Genomic DNA, 19,786 nt, shown 5'->3' on the forward strand with positions numbered 1-19,786 from the left:
GAACGAATGCAACGTGCAAATGTGGAACAACGCCGCCTTTTGCCATAACAGGTCGGTGCCGCGCAATGCGCGGAAGGGAACCGGGCAAACGGGAGGAAATGTGTGTCGCCGGAGCAACTCGCAATCGTCGCCGCCGGTCTCTTCTTCGCTGCCTTCGTCAAGGGCGCGACGGGCCTCGGCTTTTCCACCTCCGCGCTGCCGGTGCTGGCGCTCGCCATCGGCCTGAAGGCGGCGATGCCCCTCGTCATCGTCCCGTCCCTGATCAGCAACAGCCTGGTGATGATCGAGGCCGGGCACTTCCGCACGACCCTTTCGCGGTTCCGCTGGCTCTACCTGGCAAGCCTGCCGGGGCTCGTCCTCGGGCTATACCTCCTGGACCGGGTGGATGGGGTTGCGGCCGGCGCCGTGCTCGGCGTCGTGCTGGCGCTCTACGGGGCCTTTGCGCTTGCCAGCCCGGAGCTTGTCGTGCCGCGCCGGCTGGAGGCGCCGCTGGCGCCGCCGACCGGGTTCCTGGCCGGTTTCTTCAACGGCCTGACGGGCTCGCAACTGATGCCGATCCTGCCCTACCTGATGGCGCTCAGGCTGGAGCCGGACCGCTTCATCCAGGCGATCAACATCTCGTTCTGCCTGTCGAGCGCGGTGATGGCCGTCGGGCTCGCCAAGATCGGCCTGATGACCTGGCACACCCTGGCGATCTCGATCGCCGGCCTCGTCCCGGTCTTTGCCGGCATCAAGGCGGGAACGGCCCTTCGCCGCCGCCTGTCGGTGGACGCGTTCCGGCGCCTCGTCCTGGTGGTGCTGATCGTGCTCGGAGCGGCGCTGGTCGTCCGCCCCGTGCTCGGCTGAGTGCGGCGCTCAGGCCGGCGGCGCCGTCGCCTCCATGGAGGGGCGCTTGGCGAAGGCGTCGTACCAGGCGGCAAGCTGCGGCCGCGCCTCGCGCCAGTTGATGTCGGCGAAGCGGAAATCGAGATAGCCGAGCGCGCAGCCGACGGCGATCTGCCCCAGCGTCATCGGCCCGGTCAGGATCTCCATCCAGTGCGCCTCCAGCTCGTCGAGCGCGGTGTCGATCTTGGCCATCTGGCCGTTCAGCCAGGGCTCGTTGCGCTTGTCCTCGTCGCGTAGCGTCAGTTCATAGCGCACCAGGACCGCCGCATCGGACAGCCCGTCGGCGAGCGCCTCCAGCGTCAGCGCGGCAAAGCGCTTGATGCCCGAAGCCGGGATCAGCGGCGCGCCCTCGTGCTGGGTGTCGAGGAAGGCGGCGATCACCCGGCTGTCGAACAGGACGGAATCGTCGTCGAGCACCAGCGTCGGGATCTTGCCGAGCGGGTTCTGGATGACGACGTTCTCGTCCCGGTCGATCGGGTGGGCGGCGGCGGATATCTTTTCGATCTTGTCGGCGATCCCGGCCTCATGGGCCAGCACCATGACCTTGCGCACGAACGGCGACGTCTGGGAAAAGAACAGCTTCATCAATCAGCCTCCAAGGATCGGCCCGCCATGAAAAGGGCCACCGCGGAGCCGCCAGTGGCCGGGATCGGACCCGCCGCATCGGCTCTGCTCGGGCCGCGCGGTACGGTTTGAATGCGGTCCACGGGGGCGTCGGCGATGCGCCACCCCCCGTGAATTCCCTTAGGCCCAACCCTTAATCTATCCGGCAAGGGGAGGAAAGGGGCAATCGGCTACCGCCCTGTCAGGCGAACGGGCCGCGCGAAAAAGCGGAACCCTCGATTGCCGGACGTATTCGAAAGCCCTAAAGTATCAAGGTCGACACCCGAATGCCTGCGATCCGAAAGGCGGCCGAAAGATGTGCCTCGCCGTTCCCGCCAGAGTGCTCTCCGTCGACGGTGCCACCGCCGTCGTCGAACGCTATGGCGCGGAGCTGACCGTGAGCCTTGCCATGTTGCCGGAACCGGTCGCGGCCGGCGATTTCGTGGTCCTGCAGATGCAGCGCTTTGCCGTCGCCAAGATGGACGCGGAGACGGCCGCGGAATCCTACCGGCTGTTCGACGACATCCTGGAGGCCATCGGCGAGCGGGAGCGGCCGCAATGAGCGGCGCACCGGGCGAGGCCTCCGGCGGGCCGATGGCCGAGCGCCTTGCCGCGCTCGTTGCCGACTTTGCCGAGGTCGGCGAGACCCAGATGCGCGACCTGCCGGTCTATAATCGCAATGTCGAAATCGAGACCATGGGCTTCCGGCCCTATTGCGCGGACTATCTTGGCGTTCTCATCGCGCCGTGGTTCATCAGCGTGGTCGCCCTGCCGCGAGTCTGGGCGCCGGAACGCGCCGGCACCGGCCAGGCGAGCCACTTCCTGCCCTCCGGGCCGGAGGTGTTCCTGGAGGCGTTTTCCGAAAAGATCGGCGCCTATGCCTCGCTGTCGCTGGTGACCGCGCTTTTCCATATCCACAGCCAGGACGACGCCCGCAAGGAGGCCCGCGAGGGGCTTGTGAAGCTGATGACGCCGGTCGCCGCCGGCCGGGCGAAAAAACAGACGGCGATGTCCCGCCGCGACCTCTTCAGGGGCAGGGTGCGATAGCGCCGGGCGATCCGAAGAAAACGACACGGGCGGACCGGACAGCACCGGCCGAGGGGGGGGGGTAAAAAATGTCCAGCGATATCGGAGACAGGATCGGCCAGCGCGACTGCGGCATCGAGGGCCGCCTTGCCGTGCGGCTTGAGGTTTCGGATGGCGCGGTCCGCGCTGTCGACATTTCCTCCACCCGCCCACTCGGTGCGGCGTCGGTGCTGGAAGGCCGCGAGGTCATGGACGCGATCAAGTCGCTGCGGCTGCTCTACAGCCTCTGCGGCACCGCCCACACGGTCGCCGGGCTTGAGGCCGCCGAAGACGCGCTCGGAATCGCCCCGGCGCCGGCCGTGACGTCCGCGCGCCGCCTGCTGGTCGCCGGTGAGGCGCTCGGCCAGGCGATGTGGCGCCTGATGCTCGACCTGCCCCAGATGGCCGGCGAGGAGACCGCCTTCGACGCCCTGCGCGATGCCCGCGCCCGCATCGCGCGGCTCGCCAAGACCGTCTATCCGCGCACCGACTGGGTTCGACTGGGGGGCGCCGGCGCCGATCCGAAGCCGGCAAAGGTCACGGCCTTCGCCAACACCATGGAGGAGATCGCCCGGCTCGGCATTTTCGGCCCGGACGTGCGCGCCGCCGAGGTCCTCGCCACCCCCGAGGCACTCGCCATGTGGGCGGCGCGCGGCGCAACGCCGATCGCCCGTGTCGTGCGGACCGTGCTCGATCGGGACCTTGCCGGCTTCGGCGCGGCAGCAACGCCGCCGCTGCCGGACCTCGATCGCAAATGGTTGGCGGAGCAGCTTGCCGGAGAGGCGGGCAGGGCCTTCGCGGCCCGCCCGGAGATCGACGGCACGGCGTACCAGACCGGGGCAGGGGCCACCTATCGCGGCCATCCGCTGATCGTCGACCTGACCCAGACCCACGGCGCCGGGCTCCTCGCCCAGCTTGCCGCCCGCATCGTCTCCGTTGACGCCTTGATCACGGACATTCGCAAGATCGCCGGGGAATTGGAGGCGAAGGACGAGACGGCCGAGCCCGGCGCCCCGGCCCGCGCCAGCGGCGCCGGTGTCGCCACGGTCGAGACCGCCCGGGGCCTCCTCGCCCATTACGTGGAGATCGAGGGCGGGCGCACGGCCACATACCGCATTCTGGCGCCAACGGAATGGAATTTTCACCCCGAGGGGGTGCTCGCTACGGGGCTCAAGGGTGCTGGCGCTGAGGAAGTGTCGCGGCTGAAGGAAGCCGCGTCGCTGCTTGTCACCGCCATCGATCCATGCGTTCAGTTCGACGTGGAGATCGTCTAGCAGGCGCCGCTGTCTGGATTGCTTCGCTGCGCTCGCAATGACGTTTTTCTCTATGATTTCAGCGTCATTGCGAGGAGGCCGCCAGGCCGACGCGGCAATCCAGGGCCACGTGCACGGCGCCCACCGTCATCCCCACCCCTCAAACCGGCTCCACCACCTTATATCCCCGCCAGGCACGCACGGTGCGGAGCGAAAAGTTGGACTGCACCCGCGCCACCCCCGGCAGCCGGGCGATCAGCTCCCGGTGGATGCGCTCGTAGTCGGCAGGGTCCTTGGCCGCGACGCGGATCAGATAGTCCGCCGGCCCGGCCATCAGGTGGCATTCCAGGATCTCCGGCGCCGCATCGATCGCCGCCTCGAACTTCGACAGCGCCGCCTCCGACTGGCTCGACAGCGAGATCTCCACGAACACCACCATGGAAAATCCCAGCGCCTGCGGGCTCAGTCGGGCGACGTAGGATTCCACGATCCCCGCCTCCTCCAAAAGCTTGATGCGGCGGTGGCAGGCGGACGGCGACAGGCCGATCTCCTCGGCGATCTCGGCGATGGAGATCCGGCAGTTGGTCTGCAGGATGGCGAGGATCTTGCGGTCGGCGCGGTCGAGGGAATCGTATGCCATTCGAAAAAACGGGGCGGTTACCGGAGAATTTTCCGACGATTGCCTGATTGTGACGACTAATCGGTGAGAAATCCACCTAATCTTCGGCTAGCATACCTGCATTGCAGCCCTGGAGGTGGTCATGCTCATCGGCGTTCCCAAGGAAATCAAGAACCACGAATACCGCGTCGGCATGACGCCGGAAAGCGCGCTCGACGCGGTCCACCACGGCCACCAGGTGCTGGTGGAGACCAACGCCGGCGACGGCATCGGCGCCACCGACGACGACTATCGCGCGGTCGGCGCGACGGTGGTGGCAACCCCGGCCGAGGTCTTTGCAAAGGCCGACATGATCATCAAGGTGAAGGAGCCCCAGGCCCATGAGCGCAAGATGCTGCGCGAGGGCCAGATCCTCTACACCTACCTGCACCTGGCGCCGGATCCGGAACAGACGAAGGACCTTGTCGCCTCCGGCGCGATCTGTATCGCCTATGAGACCGTGACGGATGCGCAGGGCGGCCTGCCGCTCCTCAAGCCGATGAGCCAGGTCGCGGGCCGCATGTCGATCCAGGCCGGCGCCCATGCGCTGGAAAAGGTCAATGGCGGCCGCGGTGTCCTGATCGGCGGCGTGCCCGGCGTCGGCGCGGCGAAGGTCCTGGTCCTCGGCGGTGGCGTCGTCGGCTTCAACGCCGCCCAGATGGCCGTCGGCATGTTCGCCAACGTCACCGTGCTCGACCGCAGCCCGATGGTGGTGGAGCGGCTCGCGACCCATTTCGAATCCCGCGCCCGCATCCTCTATTCCACCCGCGCCATCCTCGCCGACCACGTCGCCAATGCCGACCTCATCATCGGTGCGGTGCTGGTGCCGGGCGCCGCTGCGCCCAAGCTCGTCACCCGCGACATGCTGAAGACGATGAACCGCGGCGCGGTGCTGGTCGACGTCGCCATCGACCAGGGCGGCTGCTTCGAGACCTCGCGGCCGACGACCCACGACAATCCGATCTTCGTGGAAGAGAACATCGTCCACTACTGCGTCGCCAACATGCCCGGCGCCGTTGCGCGTACCTCCACCTACGCGCTTAACAACGTCACCCTGCCGCATGCCCTGGCGATCGCCGACAAGGGCTGGAAGCAGGCGCTGAAGGACGATCCGTTCCTGCGCGACGGCCTCAACATCTGGAACGGCAAGGTCACCTGCGAGCCCGTCGCCCGCGAGCTCGGCTACGACTACTTCCCCGCCGAAGAAGCGATTATCTGAACGAAAACAAGATATTCCCGCGCCCTGATATGTGGCGCGGGGCCCCTTTCCCCCTTGACCGCCGGGCCCGCCGGCGCTTCCATCGGCGGGTCGCGCCCTCGGGAGTCACAGCATGTCGATCAAAACCCCTTACGTCCTCTTCCTCGGCGACGCGCCGGACCTGCTTGCCGGCAAGGTCGCCGTCGGCATCCGCCAGTGGCGGCCGGAACATTGCGTCGGCCAGATTCGCTTGGCCGGCTGCCAGGCCGATTGCGGCCTGCCCGACATGACGCCGGCCGAGGCCTATCGGAACGGCGCGCGCACCCTCGTCGTCGGCGTCGCCAACCGCGGCGGCATCATTGCCGGCAACTGGATCTCCGTGCTGCACGATGCCCTGGAATGCGGCCTCGACATCGCCGCCGGCCTGCACAACAAGGTCGCCGACATTCCCGAGCTGAAGGCCGAGGCCGACCGGCTCGGCCGCTCCATCTTCGACGTCCGCCACCCGACGAAGACCTTTTCCGTCGGCAAGGGCTCCAAGCGCCCCGGCAAGCGGCTCCTCACCGTCGGCACCGACTGCTCCTGCGGCAAGATGTTCACGACGCTGGCCATCGAAAAGGAGATGCGCGCGCGCGGCATGGACGCCGACTTCCGCGCCACCGGCCAGACCGGCATCCTCATCGTCGGCGACGGCGTCTCGGTCGACGCGGTGGTCTCCGATTTCATCTCCGGCTGCATCGAGGAACTGACCCCCGACGCGGCCGACGACCACTGGGACGTGGTCGAGGGCCAGGGCTCGCTGTTCCATCCCTCCTTTGCCGGCGTCACCACGGGCCTCATCCACGGCGCCCAGCCGGATGCGCTGGTGCTCTGCCACGAGCCGACCCGCACCCATATGCGCGGCGTGCCGGACTTCGCGCTGCCGGGCCTGGAGGAGTGCATGGACCTGAACCTCAGGACCGCGCGGCTGACCAACCCGGACGTCCGCTTCGTCGGCATCTCCATGGACACCTCGCGGCTTGGCGAGGACGAGGCGCTGCGCCTCCTTGAAGACACCGGAACGAAGCTCGGCCTGCCGGCCGTCGATCCGGTGCGCATCGGTGTCGGCCCGATCGTCGACAATCTGGGCTGAATTCAAACGGGGGCTGACACATGGCACGCACGGTTTATGTCAACGGCGCGTTTCTCGCCGAGGACGACGCAAAGATTTCCGTCTTCGACCGCGGCTTTCTGTTTGCCGACGGGGTCTATGAGGTAACGACGGTCCTGAAGGGCAAGCTGGTCGATTTCGAGCCGCACATGGCCCGGCTCACCCGCTCGCTGAACGCGCTGCAGATGGCCCGCCCGGTCGGCGAGGCGGAGCTTCGCGACATCCACGAAAAGCTCGTCGCCCTTAACGAGCTCGACGAGGGCATCGTCTATCTGCAGGTGACCCGCGGCATTGCCGATCGCGATTTCGCCTATCCGGCCGATGCGGCGCCGAGCCTCGTTATGTTCACCCAGGCCCGTCCGGTGGTCGACAATCCGAAGGTGGAAAAGGGCATCGCCGTGATGACCGTGCCGGACATCCGCTGGCGCCGCCGCGACATCAAGACGGTCGGCCTCCTGCCCGCCTCCATGGCCAAGCAGGCGGCGCTGGAAGCCGGCTACGGCGATGCCTGGTTCGTGGAGGACGGCCTCATTACCGAGGGCAGCTCCAACAACGCCTTCATCGTCAATGCCGACGGCGCGGTGATCACCCGCCAGCTCACCAGCGACATCCTCCACGGCATCACCCGCGACGCGATCCTGCGGCTCGCCCGCGAGGACAACATCACCATCATCGAGCGCCCGTTCACCCCCGGCGAGGCGGAGAACGCCAAGGAAGCCTTCATCACCTCGGCCTCCACCTTCCTGATGCCGGTCGTTGCCATCAACCATTCCACCATCGGCGACGGCAAACCCGGCCCGATCTCCCGCAAGCTGCGCCAGCACTATGTGGACGCGGCGTTTGCCTCCATCGGGGAGGCTGTCGACTGAGCCGGTTCGCTCGATAGCTCTCCGCGTCGTCAACAACCCTCGACTCCGCGCCGTTTCTGCGGCATCCATCTCGCCGTTCTGTCCGGGAAAAGCGCGGGGGATCCTCGATGAAGCCGACCAATGCCATCTTCACCGGCGTGCCGACCACCGTCTTTGAGGTGATGTCGCGGCTGGCGATCGAGCACAAGGCCGTCAATCTCGGCCAGGGCTTTCCCGATGTCGACGGGCCGGAGGAACTGCGCCGCATCGCCGCCGAGGCGACCGTCGACGGTCCCAACCAGTACCCGCCGATGCTCGGCCTGCCGGAGTTGCGTGAGGCCGTCGCCGACGCCAACCGGCGCTTTTACGGTCTCGACATCGACCCGGCTACCGAAGTGCTTATTACCTCCGGCGCCACGGAAGCGATCGCCGACTGTCTGTTCGGCATCGTGGAACCCGGCGACGAGGTGATCCTCATCGAGCCGCTCTATGACTGCTACCTGCCGATGGCGCGGCGCGCCGGCGCCGAGGTCAGGCCGGTGCGCGTCTCCCCGCCCGACTGGCGCCTCGACCGGGAGGCGCTTGAGGCCGCGTTCAGCGAACGCACTAAGGCGATCCTCCTCAACAACCCGATGAACCCGGCGGCAAAGGTCTTTTCCGAGGACGAACTGGCGCTGATCGCCGAACTCTGCGTCAAATATGACGCCTACGCGATCTGCGACGAAGTCTACGAGCACCTCGTCTTCGACGGCAGAAAGCACCGGCCGTTGATGACGTTTCCGGGCATGCGCGAGCGCTCGGTGCGCATCGGCTCGGCCGGAAAAACCTTTTCCTTCACCGGCTGGAAGGTCGGCTATATCAGCGGCCCCGCACGCCTCGTCGGCCCGATCGCCAAGGCCCACCAGTTCGTCACCTTCACGACGCCGCCGAACCTGCAGAAGGCGGTGGCGAAGGGGCTTGCCAGCGACGATGCCTATTACGAGGGTTTTGTCGCCGACATGACGGCCAAGCGCGATCATTTGTCGGAAGGGCTCTCCCGCCTCGGCTTTCCGGTGCTGCCCTGCGAGGGCACCTATTTCGTCTCCGTCGACATCGCCGGCATGGGCCTTGGCGAGGACGACGTCGCCGCCTGCCGGACACTGACGGTGGAGGCCGGCGTTGCGGCCATCCCGCTCTCGGCCTTTTATCCGTGCAGGAACCCGCCGAAGACCTTCGTGCGCTTCTGCTTCTGCAAGAGACCGGAGGTGCTCGATGCGGCCCTCGACCGGCTGGAGGCCTATCTCGGGCGCGACCGGCAGGCCTCGGCCTGAGCCCTTAAAAGTCCGGCCTGCCTTGCCTACATCTATGGCATGACAGGGCTTTTATCGTTGAGCGACGACCTCCAGCGTCGCCACAAATTCCGCAACACGCTGCACACCTGGCTGCTCGCGGCGGGCAGTCTGGCGCTTCTGGTGCTCTGTGTCGTCATCGTCATGGGGCCGGACGGCATCCTCTTTGCGCTGATCGGCGGCGGGCTCGGCCTGTTCCTTGCCACCCGCGCCTCGCCGGAGCTGGTGCTGCGCATGTACCGGGCCCGCGAGCTGCCCGAGCACGTCTTCGAGGAGGGCCACCGGGTGCTGGCGCTGATCGCCGAGCGCGCCGGCCTGCCGCGCGTGCCGAAGCTCTATTACGTGCCGAGCCGGATGATGAACGCCTTTGCCGTCGGCCGGCCGGAAGACGCCGTCGTCTGCGTCACCGACGGGCTGATCCGCGGACTCTCCTTGCGCGAATTCGCGGCCGTTATCGCCCACGAGGTCAGCCATGTGAGGAACGGCGACATCAAGGTGATGGCGCTCGCCGACATCGTCGCGCGCATGACCGGCGTGCTCTCCACCTTCGGCATGATCGTGCTGGCCCTGAACCTTCCGGCGATCCTTGCCGGCAGCGGCACGGTGCCCTGGCTCGGCATCCTCATCCTGCTCGCCGCGCCGACCATTGGCGGCCTGATGCAGCTCGCCCTGTCGCGCGCCCGCGAATACGACGCCGACCTCGACGCCGCCGATCTGACGGGTGATCCGGACGGCCTTGCCTCGGCGCTCATGAAGCTGGAACGCGCCCATGGCCGCCGGTGGGAGAGTATGGTGCTGCCCGGAAACCGCCTTCCGGACCCCTCCCTGCTGCGCTCGCACCCCAGGACCGAAGACCGCGTCGCCCGGCTGAAAACCCTGCAGTCGAGGCACGATCCGGTCTTTGCCGCCCTCGACGCCCCGGTCGTCGTCGGCAAATCCTTCATCCCCGTCACCCGCGGCCCGAGGCGGCGCATGACGGGGGTGTGGTATTGAGACAGCGCTCCGTCAGCTCACTTGTTGTTATGGAGTGTGAAATATTTCAAATCCAGGGATTCGAGCGTCTGCGGAGACACCTGCTTGGACGTCGATCGCATTACGGGTTTCGACTTCCGCACACCACCCTTTTTGGGCGCAGTCTCTTTGCCTTCCCGGTCCTTCCGCTTCTCAGCGACTATCGTCAACTTATGCGATTTGACATCGGCGGGGGCGAATTTGAAGGAAAAATCGGCAGAACTTCCAACCTTCGTGGTATGATAAATGTTATCGTCGATATGGTAGTTCGGCGCTAATTCCAGCTTCTTGGTTATGATGAATTCGACTTCATAGCTTAAACTGGTCGGTTTCTGGTGAATATTGTCAAGAGCTACGACGGACTGTCCGATCCAGTCCTTAAGACCCAATTCGCCATCTATGCGCTTAACTTTCTTGGGTTTCGTTTCTTTTGTGCACACCTCGATGGCGTCGAAATTGAAGGCCGCCTGCACCGTTCCGGTGCGTTTCACCTGACGGCTGTAACTGCCATCGAAATTCATAGAGAATTTTCTGGCAAGGAAAGGCCCTTGTTGTGGGGCTGGTATGTAGTGGTGAACCGGGACAGTGAAATTCGCTTTGGCCCCGCCGCCCATCGTCCGGTCTGCAATCAGTTCAAGCGTTACAAGTGCTGCCCAATCGTTTAGCCAAGGATCTTTTGGTTTCTTTAGATTGTTCCCAAATCGTTCTTTAACGCTGTCTGCGACGATGCATTCAACGCTGTAGAGGATGCTTGAGATGTCGACCTCGTCCGGCTTCTGGAAAGCGGGCATGCCGGCGCAGCTCACAAGCAGTCCTGCAGAAAGAGGCGGGGCAAAACGTCGGGAAAACGCCAATATGGTACGCATTGGACCCTCGAAAACATACAACGACAATAAATAATACTAAGAAGCAACCTAAAATAGCAACATTAAATTAATACTACTGATGAATATGACCGACGTCCGAGAGGTTCTCCGCCGACGTAATCCAGCCCCCGTATCCGCAAAACACTCCTTCACCGCTCCGCGCAATAGGCCTCTGCCGCATTCAGGAACGCCCGGAACAGGCGCCTTTGCGAGGCGCGGTAGATGAGGAATTCGGGGTGCCATTGGACGCCGATGAGGAAGCGGGCCTTGGGGTCCTCGATGCCCTGGACGATGCCGTATTCGTCGCGGGCGGAGACCTCCATGCCCTCGCCGGGCCGGTCGATCGCCTGGCGGTGCAGGCTGTTCGCCTTGAAGCGCACCCGGCCGAGGAAGTCGGCGAGTTTCGAGCCCGCCTCGATGGTCACGTATTTGCGCGGCAAGGGCGTCCACATATGCGGAACGTCCTCAAAGCTCTTGTGCAGGTCCTGGTGCAGCGAGCCGCCGCGAAAGACGTTGAGGAGCTGGGCGCCGCGGCAGACGCCCAGCACCGGCACCTTGCAGCGCGCGGCAAGCTCCAGCAGCCGCAGTTCCATGGCGTCGCGTGCGGGGTCGATGTTGACGTCGAGGGTGAGATCGCCCTGGTAGAGCCCGGCGCCGATATTGTCGCCGCCGCCGATGATCAGCCCGTCGAAGCTGGTGATGTCGATGCCGTCGATCGGCGCGATCAGGCGCACCGGCCGGACCCCGTAGAGCCTCAGCGACAGGAAATAGAACCACCACATGTAGCGCCCGCCGCCCGCCGAGGTGGTGACGCCGATGCACGGCATCGATTTGCCCTTGCGCGGCTTCATGAGACGAGCAGCCACTCGCTGGCGCGGATTGCCCAGTTCTCCGAGATCCACTGCTCGCGGTTGGCCCGATAGGCCCGGCCCATGGCATCGAGCTTCGCCCGATCTGCGGCAAGCTCCTCGACCACGCACCAGCGGTTCCATTCCAGCGTGACCCCCCAGTCCGGCTCGGAAAACCGTGCATCGGGCAGGCGGTAGTGGAAGGTCGGCCGCTTCTTGATCAGCGGGTCTGGCGCCAGCGCCTTCACCTTTTCCTCGTCGAAAAAAGCGAACAGCGGCAGCAGGTCGAGCTCCCGGTTACGGGTCGGATTGGCGTGCAAATAGTCCTCGATCAGCCGGTCCCGGTCCGGCCAGTAGTCCGGGTCGACGACGGAAAGGACGTAAGGGTTCGGGAACGGGTCGGCGAAGGAGGCAATGCGCCGCGTCGGGTCGATCGACATGATCTCGCGCAGCCATTCCGACAGCAGCAGATAGGCCTTCAGCACCGAGGCAATCCACTCGCCGCTATCCTCGGCGATCTCCGGATTGAGCTGGGCGCCGAAGGCGTAAAGCGGATTGGACCGGGTGCCTTCCGCGCCGGCCGCGCGCAGCGCCTCGACCAGGGTCTCGATCCGGCCGAGCTCATCGATCGGGACCGGCGGGCAGACCACCTCGCACGGCACCAGCACCGCACTGACATCGCCGATGAGCGCCCTCAGGCGCGCTTCGAAATCGGAAAACGCCGCCCGGATGCCGCTGTCGTCGCCCCGCAGCGGCCGGTGGACATATTGGGAGTCGAGCTCGCAGACGAAGTCGCCGAGGTCCGTTCCGCGAATGTGGAAGCGGTGCGGATCCTCCTCCTCGATGGTGCCGCCGAAAAGGCTCTGCACCTGGCGCGATCCGTCCCGGGCCGAGACGGCGGCAAATTCCAGTTCCACGCCGACGCGGCGGGTCTCACCGTCCGGATTGGTCCGTCGCGGGGGCATCTTCAGGGAAAAAGGTTTCATGGGGCTCGCGTGTCGGCTCTTCAAAGGGATGGCGCCCGGGCAAAAGGGCGCCCGAGGCATATGGGACCGTATGGCGCGAGGCAAAACGGCCGCGTTACATCGGCCGGGCGCGCCCTGCGTTAGGCAAACGACTAAGACGGTGGATTGTTCCGGTACCGGTCGTGCGGCTTACCCGCCGCGCATATGGGCGACGAACTCGGCGACATAGTCGTCCGCCGGGTTGTCGACGATATCGTCGGGCGTGCCGTGCTGGACGATCCGACCGCCCTCCATGATGGCGATATGGCGGCCGATCTTGGCGGCCTCCGTCAGGTCGTGGGAGACGAAGAGCACGGTCTTGTCGAGCCGGGCCTGCAATTCGATGAGTTCGTCCTGCAGCCGCGAGCGGATCAGCGGATCGAGCGCGGAAAACGGCTCGTCCATGAGGAGGATATCGGCATCGGTGGCAAGCGCCCTGGCGAGCCCGACCCGCTGCTGCATGCCGCCGGAAAGCTCGTGGCCGTATTTGTCGGCCCATTCGGAAAGCCCGACGGTCGCCAGCTTTTCGCTCACGATCTCGTCGATGCGGGCCGCGTCCTCGCCGCGTACCTCAAGGCCGAAGGCGACGTTCTCCCTGACCGTGCGCCAGGGCAGCAGCGCGAACTGCTGGAACACCATGGCGCAGTGCTCGCGCCGGATCGTGCGCAGCATCGACGGGCCGCAGGTGACGACGTCGACCATCTTGGCGCCGGTATTGACCAGCACCTTGCCGCGGGCGACCTCCGTGAGGCCGTTGACGGCGCGCATCAGGGTCGACTTGCCGGAGCCGGACAGCCCCATCAGGACGCAGATCTCGCCGCGCTTGACGGAGAGGCTGGCGCCGGCGCAACCGAGCACCAGGCCGGTTTCCTCAAGGATCTCGCTGCGGTCCCTGCCGGCATCGATCAGCGGCAGCGCCTCCTTCGGGTCGTCGCCGAAGACGATGTCGACCTTCTCGAAGCGGATCGCATCCTCTGCGCCGGATGTCGGGTCGTCTGCGGCAAGGGGGGCGGTCTCGGTCATCGGATCACCGCTGCTCGGACGGCGGTTCGGCGCGCCGGAACACCCGGTCGAGCAGGATGGCGACGATGACGATGGCAAGGCCGGATTCGAACCCCTTGGCGATGTTGACGGTGTTCAGCGCCCGCAGCACCGGCTCGCCGAGCCCGTCGGCGCCGACGAGGGCCGCGATCACCACCATGGACAGCGACAGCATGATGCACTGGGTGAGCCCGGCCATGATCGTCGGCATGGCGGACGGCAGTTCGACCTTGAAGAGGAGCTGGGTCTTGGTGCAGCCGAACGCCTCGCCGGCCTCGACCAGCGCATTCGGCGTCGACTTGATGCCGAGGGTGGTGAGTCGGATCGGCGCCGGAATGGCAAAGATCACGGTGGAGATCAGGCCCGGCACGACGCCGAGGCCGAAGAGGATCAGCGTCGGAATGAGATAGGCGAAGGTCGGCAGCGTCTGCATCAGGTCGAGCACGGGACGCAGGATCGCTTCCAGCCAGGGCCGGTGGGCGGCGGCAATGCCGATCGGCACGCCGATGACCATGCACACGAAGGTGGCGAAGACGACGAGCGCCAGCGTTTCCAGCGTCTCGTCCCAATAGCCCATGTTGATGATCAGGAAGAGGCCGAGGACGACGCCGAGCGCCAGCTTCCAGCTTTTCTTCAGATAGCCGGCAAGGGCGGCGAAGATCAGGACAAGGAGCACCGGCGGCACGGCGGCCATGCCGTCGGTGAGGCCCTCGATCAGGGTCTGAAGCGTTTCGGAAACGGCGTCCAGAAACCCCGACGCCCAGGCGTTGAAGGCATCCACGCCTGCCTCGACCCATTTGCCGAGCGGGATCTTGGTCTCGGTTAGCCAGTCCATTGCCGTTCAGACCATGAAAAAGGGATTTTGCACGGTTCCGTATTTTCGAAATTCAGACCGTGCGACCTCCGGAAAGAGAAAAGGGCGGCCCGCCGGCCGCCCTCGTCGATTGGCTTGCCCGCCTAGAGGCCGAGGTCTTCCTTGGCCGCGGCCATGGCGTCGCCGCCGTCAAAGGTGGTGACGCCCTCAAGCCAGCCTGCGACGACGTCCGGGTGCTCCTTCAGCCAGGCCTTGGCGGCGGCGTCCGCCTCGGTGCCGTCATTGAGGATCGCGCCCATGATCTCGTTTTCCATGGCCAGCGAGAACACCAGATTGTCGAGGAACTTGCCGAGGTTCGGGCATTCCGCGGCGTAGCCCTTGCGCACGTTGGTATAGACCGTGGCGCCGCCGTAATTCGGGCCGAAGACGTCGTCGCCGCCGGACAGGTACGCCATGTCGTAGTTGGCGTTCATCGGATGCGGCTCCCAGCCGAGGAAGACGATGTCGACCTTCTTCTTCACGTCGCGCGCGACCTGGGAGAGCATGCCGGCCTCGGAGGACTCCACCAGCTCGAAATCCTTCAGCCCGAAGGTGTCCTTCTCGATCATGTCAAGGATCAGCCGGTTGCCGTCATTGCCCGGCTCGATGCCGTAGATCTTGCCGTCGAGGTCATCCTTGAACTTGGCGATGTCGGCAAAGCTCTTCAGGCCCTTGTCATAGGTGTATTTCGGCACGGCGAGGGTGTATTTCGCGCCTTCCAGATTGGCGCGCACGGTCTCCACAGAGCCGTCCTCGCGATAGGGCTTGATGTCGCCTTCCATGGTCGGCATCCAGTTGCCGAGGAAGATGTCGATGTCGCCGTTCGACAGCGAGCGATAGGTGACCGGGACCGACAGCAGCTTGGTCTCCGGCTCGTAGCCGATGGCGGCAAGCACCGCCGAGGTCGCCGCGGTGGTGGAGGTAATGTCGGTCCAGCCGACGTCGGAAAAGTTGACGGTCTTGCAGCTTTCCGGTTCCGCCGCCTGGGCGGAGCCGGCGGAAAGGGAGATGAGGGCGGCGGCGAGTGCGCCGCCGAACAGCTTCGTGACAGTGCGTGCCATGACGTTTCCCTGCTCTTTCTGGGTGAATGGGCCGTGCGGCCGTTTGGTTGTCCACATGGAAGCACCCAAGCCCGCAGGGATCAAGCGCAGGCGCGGGGCTTATTTTTCCGGGCGGGGAAAACGGCTGTGCCATTCGACCTCGTTGAGGTCGAGATGGTTGCGCATGTACTGCTCGTGGGCCTCCGTCTTCGGCTGGTAGTCCCAGGGCTGGAATTTGCCGGTGCGAAGCGCCTTGTCGATGAAGCGCCGGTTGCGCTGGTCGGCGAGAACCGCCTCCCGAAGCGCCTCGAAATCCCAGCGCTCCGCGACCTCGGCCGCGAACGCCGCCTCGGTCTCGGCGACCTCCGGGGTGCCGCAGAGATTGGTCAACTCGTCCGGGTCGCTGGCGAGGTCGTAGAGCTGCGGCGGGTCGGCCGGGCAGGCGATGTATTTGTAGTTGCCGCGGCGGATCATGACGAGCGGGGCGACGGCGCCCTCACCGAAGAACTCGCCAAAGACGGTGTCCTCGTCCTCGTCCGCGTCGCCGGCGATCAGCGGGGTGAGGTCGCGGCCGTCGAAGGCGGGCTCGAAATCCTCCGGCGCGCTGTCGGTCAGCGTCATCAGCGTCGGCGCCAGGTCGATGAGCGAGACGTTCCGGGACACCCGCCGCGGCCCGAAACGCTGCGGCGCGTGGACGATCATCGGCACCCGGGCGGCGTTTTCAAAGAAGCTCATCTTGTACCAGAGCCCGCGCTCGCCGAGCATGTCGCCGTGGTCGCCGGTGAAGAGGATGATGGTGTCGTCAGCGAGGCCGCAGGCCTCCAGGGTGTGCCGGATGCGGCCGACCCATTGGTCGACATAGGAGATGTTGCCGTAATAGGCGCGCCGCGCCCGCTTGATCTCCGCTTCGGTGATCGTCGCCGCATCCCGGTCGAGGGCTTCCATTAGCCGCCGGCTGTGCGGATCGAGCAGGGTCCGCTCCGGCTCCGGCACCCGCGGCAGGTCGATGTCGACGCCCTCATAGAGGTCCCAGAACTCCTGGCGCGTCGTATAGGGGTCGTGCGGATGGGTGAAGGAGACGCAGAGGAAGAACGGCCGGCCGTCCTCGGCGCGCGCGAGATTGCGGATGCCGCGCACGGCGTGGAAGCCGGTCTCGTCGTCGAAGTCGAGCTGGTTGGTGACTTCGGCAACGCCCGCCTCCGTCACGCTTGACATGTTGTGGTACCACCAGTCGATGCGCTCCTCGGCCTCGTCCCAATTGGCCACCCAGCCGAAATCGCCGGGATAGATGTCCGTCGTCAGCCGCTCCTCGAAGCCGTGGGTCTGGTCGGCGCCGATGAAATGCATCTTGCCGGCCAGCGCCGTGCGATAGCCAGCGGCCCTCAGCACATGGACGAAGGTGAGCTGGTTCGAGGGGAAATAGGAAGCGTTGTCGTAGGCGGCGATCTTCGATGAGGCCCGTCCGGAAAGCATGGTGAACCGCGACGGCGCACAGAGCGGATTGTTGCAATAGGCCGCGTCGAAGGTGACGCCCTCGGCGGCCAGCCGGTCGATGTTCGGGCTTTGCACGATCGGGTGCCCATAGGCCCCGAGCGCCGACGGGGTGAGCTGATCGGCCATGATCATCAGGATGTTGGGACGCCGGCCGTTGGCCATTTGACTGTTCCTTCCAGACGCCGGTGCGGCGTCGCGGTTCGGGTGAGACTCTCGAGCCGGAAATGTCGCACGGCCGGGCTCCGAAATCACCGTAGGTTTTTATTGATTGACGCGTCAATCAAAAATAAGATGGCTGGTGAGATTGAAGAGCGGAGACCGGAAATGCCCAAGGTCGGAATGGAGCCGATCCGCCGCAAGGAGCTGATCGCGGCCGCCATCGACGAGATCCACGCCCATGGCTCGCTCGACGTCACGGTCGGCCAGATCGCGCGCCGCGCCGGCGTCTCGTCGGGCCTTGCGCACCACTATTTCGGCAACAAGGACGGCCTCCTCGTCGCCACCATGCGCTACCTTTTGAAGGGCCTGTCGCGGCGGGTTGCGGAACGCCTGCGCGATGCCGACGATCCCCGGGCCCGGCTCTCCGGCGTCATCGCCGGCAATTTCACGCCCGAGCAGTTCCGCCCGGAGGTGATCTCCGCCTGGCTCGCCTTCTATGTGCACGCCCAGGCCTCCGACGAGGCGCACCAGCTTTTGCGCATCTACGCCCACCGGCTGAATTCCAACCTTCTGGACGCCTACGCCCGGCTGCTGCCGCGCGCCGATGCGGCCGTGGCCGCAGAGGGCACGGCGGCGATGATCGACGGCGTCTGGCTGCGCCGGGCGCTGCGCGAAGGGCCGGCCGATGCCGCAAGCGCCGCCGCCCTCGTCGAGGACTATGTCGAAACGCGCCTCATCGCCGCGGGAGCGCCACCCAAAGGGCATTGACGACCTTCGGCGCAGCCTGCGCGGAGGATTTGGACCATGGGGGCTTTGCCGACTACGCAAGCAGTACGGTCAATGCCCGTCCGAAGAAAAGCGCATTGACGACCTTCGGCGCAGCCCGCGCGGAGGAACTGGAATTCGGGGCATTGCGGCTGCTCAAACAGTCCGGTCGATGCCCGTCTCGAAAAAGAAAGATCATTGATGCCGAACGCCCAACCCAAAGGCTCCCACTTCATCGCCGGTGCGTATGTGCCGGGTGCCGGCCTGGCCGTGCCGGACATCTATCCGGCGACCGGCGAGGTCGTCGCCGAGATCCGCCATGCAGTGCCGGAGGAGATCGAGGCGGCGATCGAGGCGGCAAAGCGCGGCTTCGCGGTCTGGTCGAAGACGCCGGGGGCGGAACGCGCGCGGGTGCTGCGCCGCGCCGCCGATCTCCTTCGCGCCCGCAACGAGGAGATATCCCGCATCGAGACGCTGGACACCGGCAAGCCGATCCAGGAAACGCTGGTCGCCGATGCCCTGTCCGGCGTCGAATGCCTGGAATATTTCGCCGGCGTAGCTTCCAGCCTTTCCGGCGACTACGTCGATCTCGGCGGCGACTGGGTCTATACGCGCCGCGAGCCGCTCGGCATCGTTGCCGGCATCGGCGCCTGGAACTATCCGGTCCAGATCGCCTCCTGGAAGGCCGCCCCGGCGCTCGCCTGCGGCAACGCCATGATCTTCAAGCCGTCCGAGGAAACGCCGCTTTCCGCGCTGATCCTTGCCGAAGTCCTCCTTGAGGCCGGGCTGCCGGCCAGCGTCTTCAACGTGATCCAGGGCGCGGCCGAGGTCGGTGCGGCGCTGGTCGCCCACCCCGAGATCGCCAAGGTCTCGCTCACCGGCGAGGTCGGCACCGGCAAGCGGATCATGGGTGATGCGGCAAAGACCCTGAAGCACGTCACCTTCGAACTCGGCGGCAAGTCGCCGATCCTCGTCTTCGGGGACGCCGATCTCGACGCCGCCGTCGGCGGGGCGATGCTCGGCAATTTCTATTCCTCCGGCCAGATCTGCTCCAACGGCACCCGCGTCTACGTCCATTCCAGCATCAAGGACGCCTTCATCGAACGCCTTGTCGCCCGCACGAAGGCCTTGAGGCTCGGCGACCCGCTCGATCCGGAAACCCAGATCGGCCCGCTTGTCTCCGAGCGCCACATGGAAAAGGTCCTCTCCTACATGGAGATCGGAAAGGCCGAGGCGCGGTGCCTCGTCGGCGGCGGCCGCGCCACCGGGCCGGGGCTCGACAGCGGCTTTTACGTCGAGCCGACTGTGTTCGATGCCAGCTCCGACCAGGCCCGGATCGCCAGCGAGGAGATTTTCGGCCCGGTCCTGACCGTCCTCACCTTCGACGACGAGGCCGATGTCATTGCGCGGGCCAACGCCACGCCCTTCGGCCTCGCCGCCGGCGTCTTCACGAAGGATCTCGCCCGCGGCCACCGGGTCGTCGCAGACCTCCAGGCCGGCACCTGCTGGATCAACACCTACAATCTGACGCCCATCGAGATGCCCTTCGGCGGCGTGAAGCAGTCCGGCATCGGCCGCGAGAACGGCAAGGCGGCGATCGAGCACTATTCGCAGGTCAAGAGCGTCTATGTGGCGATGACGCCGACCGAAACCCCGTTTTGACGCCCGCCGGGAGCGGACGTCGCCTTGAGAGAACGCACCCGATCCTCCCCGACTC

19 protein-coding genes and 1 pseudogene are annotated in these 19,786 nt (G+C 65.9%); 11 read left to right on the forward strand and 9 right to left on the reverse strand.

What is annotated here, in order from left to right; genetic code table 11:
- The first annotated feature begins 102 nt into the window (after window positions 1–102).
- Complete coding sequence (locus M2319_RS22375) at window positions 103–846, forward strand: sulfite exporter TauE/SafE family protein (RefSeq protein ID WP_264603701.1); 744 nt, start codon at window positions 103–105, stop codon at window positions 844–846.
- A gap of 9 nt (window positions 847–855) precedes the next feature.
- On the opposite strand, the gene M2319_RS22380 is transcribed toward M2319_RS22375, so the two are convergent.
- Window positions 856–1,470 (reverse strand): glutathione S-transferase, encoded by a 615-nt coding sequence (locus M2319_RS22380; RefSeq protein WP_264603702.1) that lies wholly within the window; start codon window positions 1,468–1,470, stop codon window positions 856–858.
- A 334-nt stretch (window positions 1,471–1,804) separates the two neighbouring features.
- Here M2319_RS22380 and M2319_RS22385 point away from each other — a divergent pair, with 334 nt between their 5' ends.
- The 3 genes from M2319_RS22385 to M2319_RS22395 all read left to right on the forward strand — a co-directional run bounded on the left by M2319_RS22385 (window position 1,805) and on the right by M2319_RS22395 (window position 3,827).
- A complete protein-coding gene (locus M2319_RS22385) occupies window positions 1,805–2,050 on the forward strand; it encodes a HypC/HybG/HupF family hydrogenase formation chaperone (RefSeq protein WP_264603703.1) in 246 nt (81 codons plus the stop codon).
- Complete coding sequence (hybE, locus tag M2319_RS22390) at window positions 2,047–2,535, forward strand: [NiFe]-hydrogenase assembly chaperone HybE (RefSeq protein WP_264603704.1); 489 nt, start codon at window positions 2,047–2,049, stop codon at window positions 2,533–2,535. The genes M2319_RS22385 and hybE overlap by 4 nt, the downstream gene beginning before the upstream one ends.
- A 68-nt stretch (window positions 2,536–2,603) precedes the next feature.
- The gene (locus M2319_RS22395; protein WP_264603705.1) at window positions 2,604–3,827 is read left to right on the forward strand and encodes a nickel-dependent hydrogenase large subunit; all 1,224 of its coding nucleotides are present in this window, start codon (window positions 2,604–2,606) and stop codon (window positions 3,825–3,827) included.
- Between the two features lie 139 nt (window positions 3,828–3,966).
- On the opposite strand, the gene M2319_RS22400 is transcribed toward M2319_RS22395, so the two are convergent.
- The gene (locus M2319_RS22400) at window positions 3,967–4,446 is read right to left on the reverse strand and encodes an Lrp/AsnC family transcriptional regulator (RefSeq protein ID WP_264603706.1); all 480 of its coding nucleotides are present in this window, start codon (window positions 4,444–4,446) and stop codon (window positions 3,967–3,969) included.
- 121 nt (window positions 4,447–4,567) lie between these two features.
- On the opposite strand from M2319_RS22400, the gene ald reads away from it, so the two are divergent.
- From ald to M2319_RS22425, 5 genes are all read left to right on the forward strand, one after another.
- Complete coding sequence (ald, locus tag M2319_RS22405) at window positions 4,568–5,683, forward strand: alanine dehydrogenase (RefSeq protein ID WP_264603707.1); 1,116 nt, start codon at window positions 4,568–4,570, stop codon at window positions 5,681–5,683.
- 112 nt (window positions 5,684–5,795) lie between these two features.
- Window positions 5,796–6,794 carry an N-acetyltransferase DgcN gene (gene dgcN, locus M2319_RS22410; protein ID WP_264603708.1) on the forward strand — a complete coding sequence of 333 codons (999 nt, stop codon included), beginning with the start codon at window positions 5,796–5,798 and terminating at the stop codon, window positions 6,792–6,794.
- Between the two features lie 20 nt (window positions 6,795–6,814).
- Window positions 6,815–7,681, forward strand: a complete 867-nt coding sequence (locus M2319_RS22415) for a D-amino-acid transaminase (protein WP_264603709.1) — start codon at window positions 6,815–6,817, stop codon at window positions 7,679–7,681.
- A gap of 107 nt (window positions 7,682–7,788) precedes the next feature.
- Window positions 7,789–8,970: an aminotransferase gene (locus tag M2319_RS22420; protein WP_264603710.1), complete on the forward strand. Its 1,182-nt coding sequence runs from the start codon at window positions 7,789–7,791 to the stop codon at window positions 8,968–8,970.
- A gap of 57 nt (window positions 8,971–9,027) precedes the next feature.
- Window positions 9,028–9,981 (forward strand): zinc metalloprotease HtpX, encoded by a 954-nt coding sequence (locus M2319_RS22425; protein ID WP_264603711.1) that lies wholly within the window; start codon window positions 9,028–9,030, stop codon window positions 9,979–9,981.
- 17 nt (window positions 9,982–9,998) lie between these two features.
- Here M2319_RS22425 and M2319_RS22430 read toward each other — a convergent pair whose 3' ends face one another.
- The 7 genes and pseudogenes from M2319_RS22430 to betC form a co-directional block, all read right to left on the reverse strand.
- Window positions 9,999–10,865 (reverse strand): hypothetical protein, encoded by an 867-nt coding sequence (locus tag M2319_RS22430; RefSeq protein ID WP_264603712.1) that lies wholly within the window; start codon window positions 10,863–10,865, stop codon window positions 9,999–10,001.
- A gap of 149 nt (window positions 10,866–11,014) precedes the next feature.
- Entirely contained in the window at window positions 11,015–11,716 is a 702-nt protein-coding gene (locus tag M2319_RS22435; RefSeq protein ID WP_264603713.1) for a gamma-glutamyl-gamma-aminobutyrate hydrolase family protein, read from the reverse strand.
- Window positions 11,713–12,699 carry an amidoligase family protein gene (locus M2319_RS22440; protein WP_264603714.1) on the reverse strand — a complete coding sequence of 329 codons (987 nt, stop codon included), beginning with the start codon at window positions 12,697–12,699 and terminating at the stop codon, window positions 11,713–11,715. The genes M2319_RS22435 and M2319_RS22440 overlap by 4 nt, the downstream gene beginning before the upstream one ends.
- Window positions 12,700–12,879: 180 nt before the next feature.
- Window positions 12,880–13,740 (reverse strand): annotated as a pseudogene (locus M2319_RS22445) (quaternary amine ABC transporter ATP-binding protein); the annotation flags it as partial.
- 4 nt (window positions 13,741–13,744) lie between these two features.
- The gene (gene choW, locus M2319_RS22450) at window positions 13,745–14,593 is read right to left on the reverse strand and encodes a choline ABC transporter permease subunit (protein ID WP_264603715.1); all 849 of its coding nucleotides are present in this window, start codon (window positions 14,591–14,593) and stop codon (window positions 13,745–13,747) included.
- Window positions 14,594–14,715: 122 nt separating this feature from the next.
- Entirely contained in the window at window positions 14,716–15,672 is a 957-nt protein-coding gene (locus M2319_RS22455) for a choline ABC transporter substrate-binding protein (RefSeq protein WP_264603716.1), read from the reverse strand.
- A 99-nt stretch (window positions 15,673–15,771) separates the two neighbouring features.
- Complete coding sequence (gene betC, locus M2319_RS22460) at window positions 15,772–17,307, reverse strand: choline-sulfatase (RefSeq protein WP_264603717.1); 1,536 nt, start codon at window positions 17,305–17,307, stop codon at window positions 15,772–15,774.
- Between the two features lie 162 nt (window positions 17,308–17,469).
- Between betC and betI the strand changes: the two genes are divergently transcribed.
- A complete protein-coding gene (gene betI / locus M2319_RS22465) occupies window positions 17,470–18,072 on the forward strand; it encodes a transcriptional regulator BetI (protein WP_264603718.1) in 603 nt (200 codons plus the stop codon).
- A gap of 198 nt (window positions 18,073–18,270) precedes the next feature.
- On the forward strand, window positions 18,271–19,731 hold the full coding sequence (gene betB, locus M2319_RS22470; protein ID WP_264603719.1) for a betaine-aldehyde dehydrogenase: 1,461 nt from the start codon (window positions 18,271–18,273) through the stop codon (window positions 19,729–19,731).
- Window positions 19,732–19,786 lie beyond the last annotated feature (55 nt).

The sequence above is a fragment of the Rhodobium gokarnense genome, assembly GCF_025961475.1.
GTDB lineage: Bacteria > Pseudomonadota > Alphaproteobacteria > Rhizobiales > Rhodobiaceae > Rhodobium > Rhodobium gokarnense.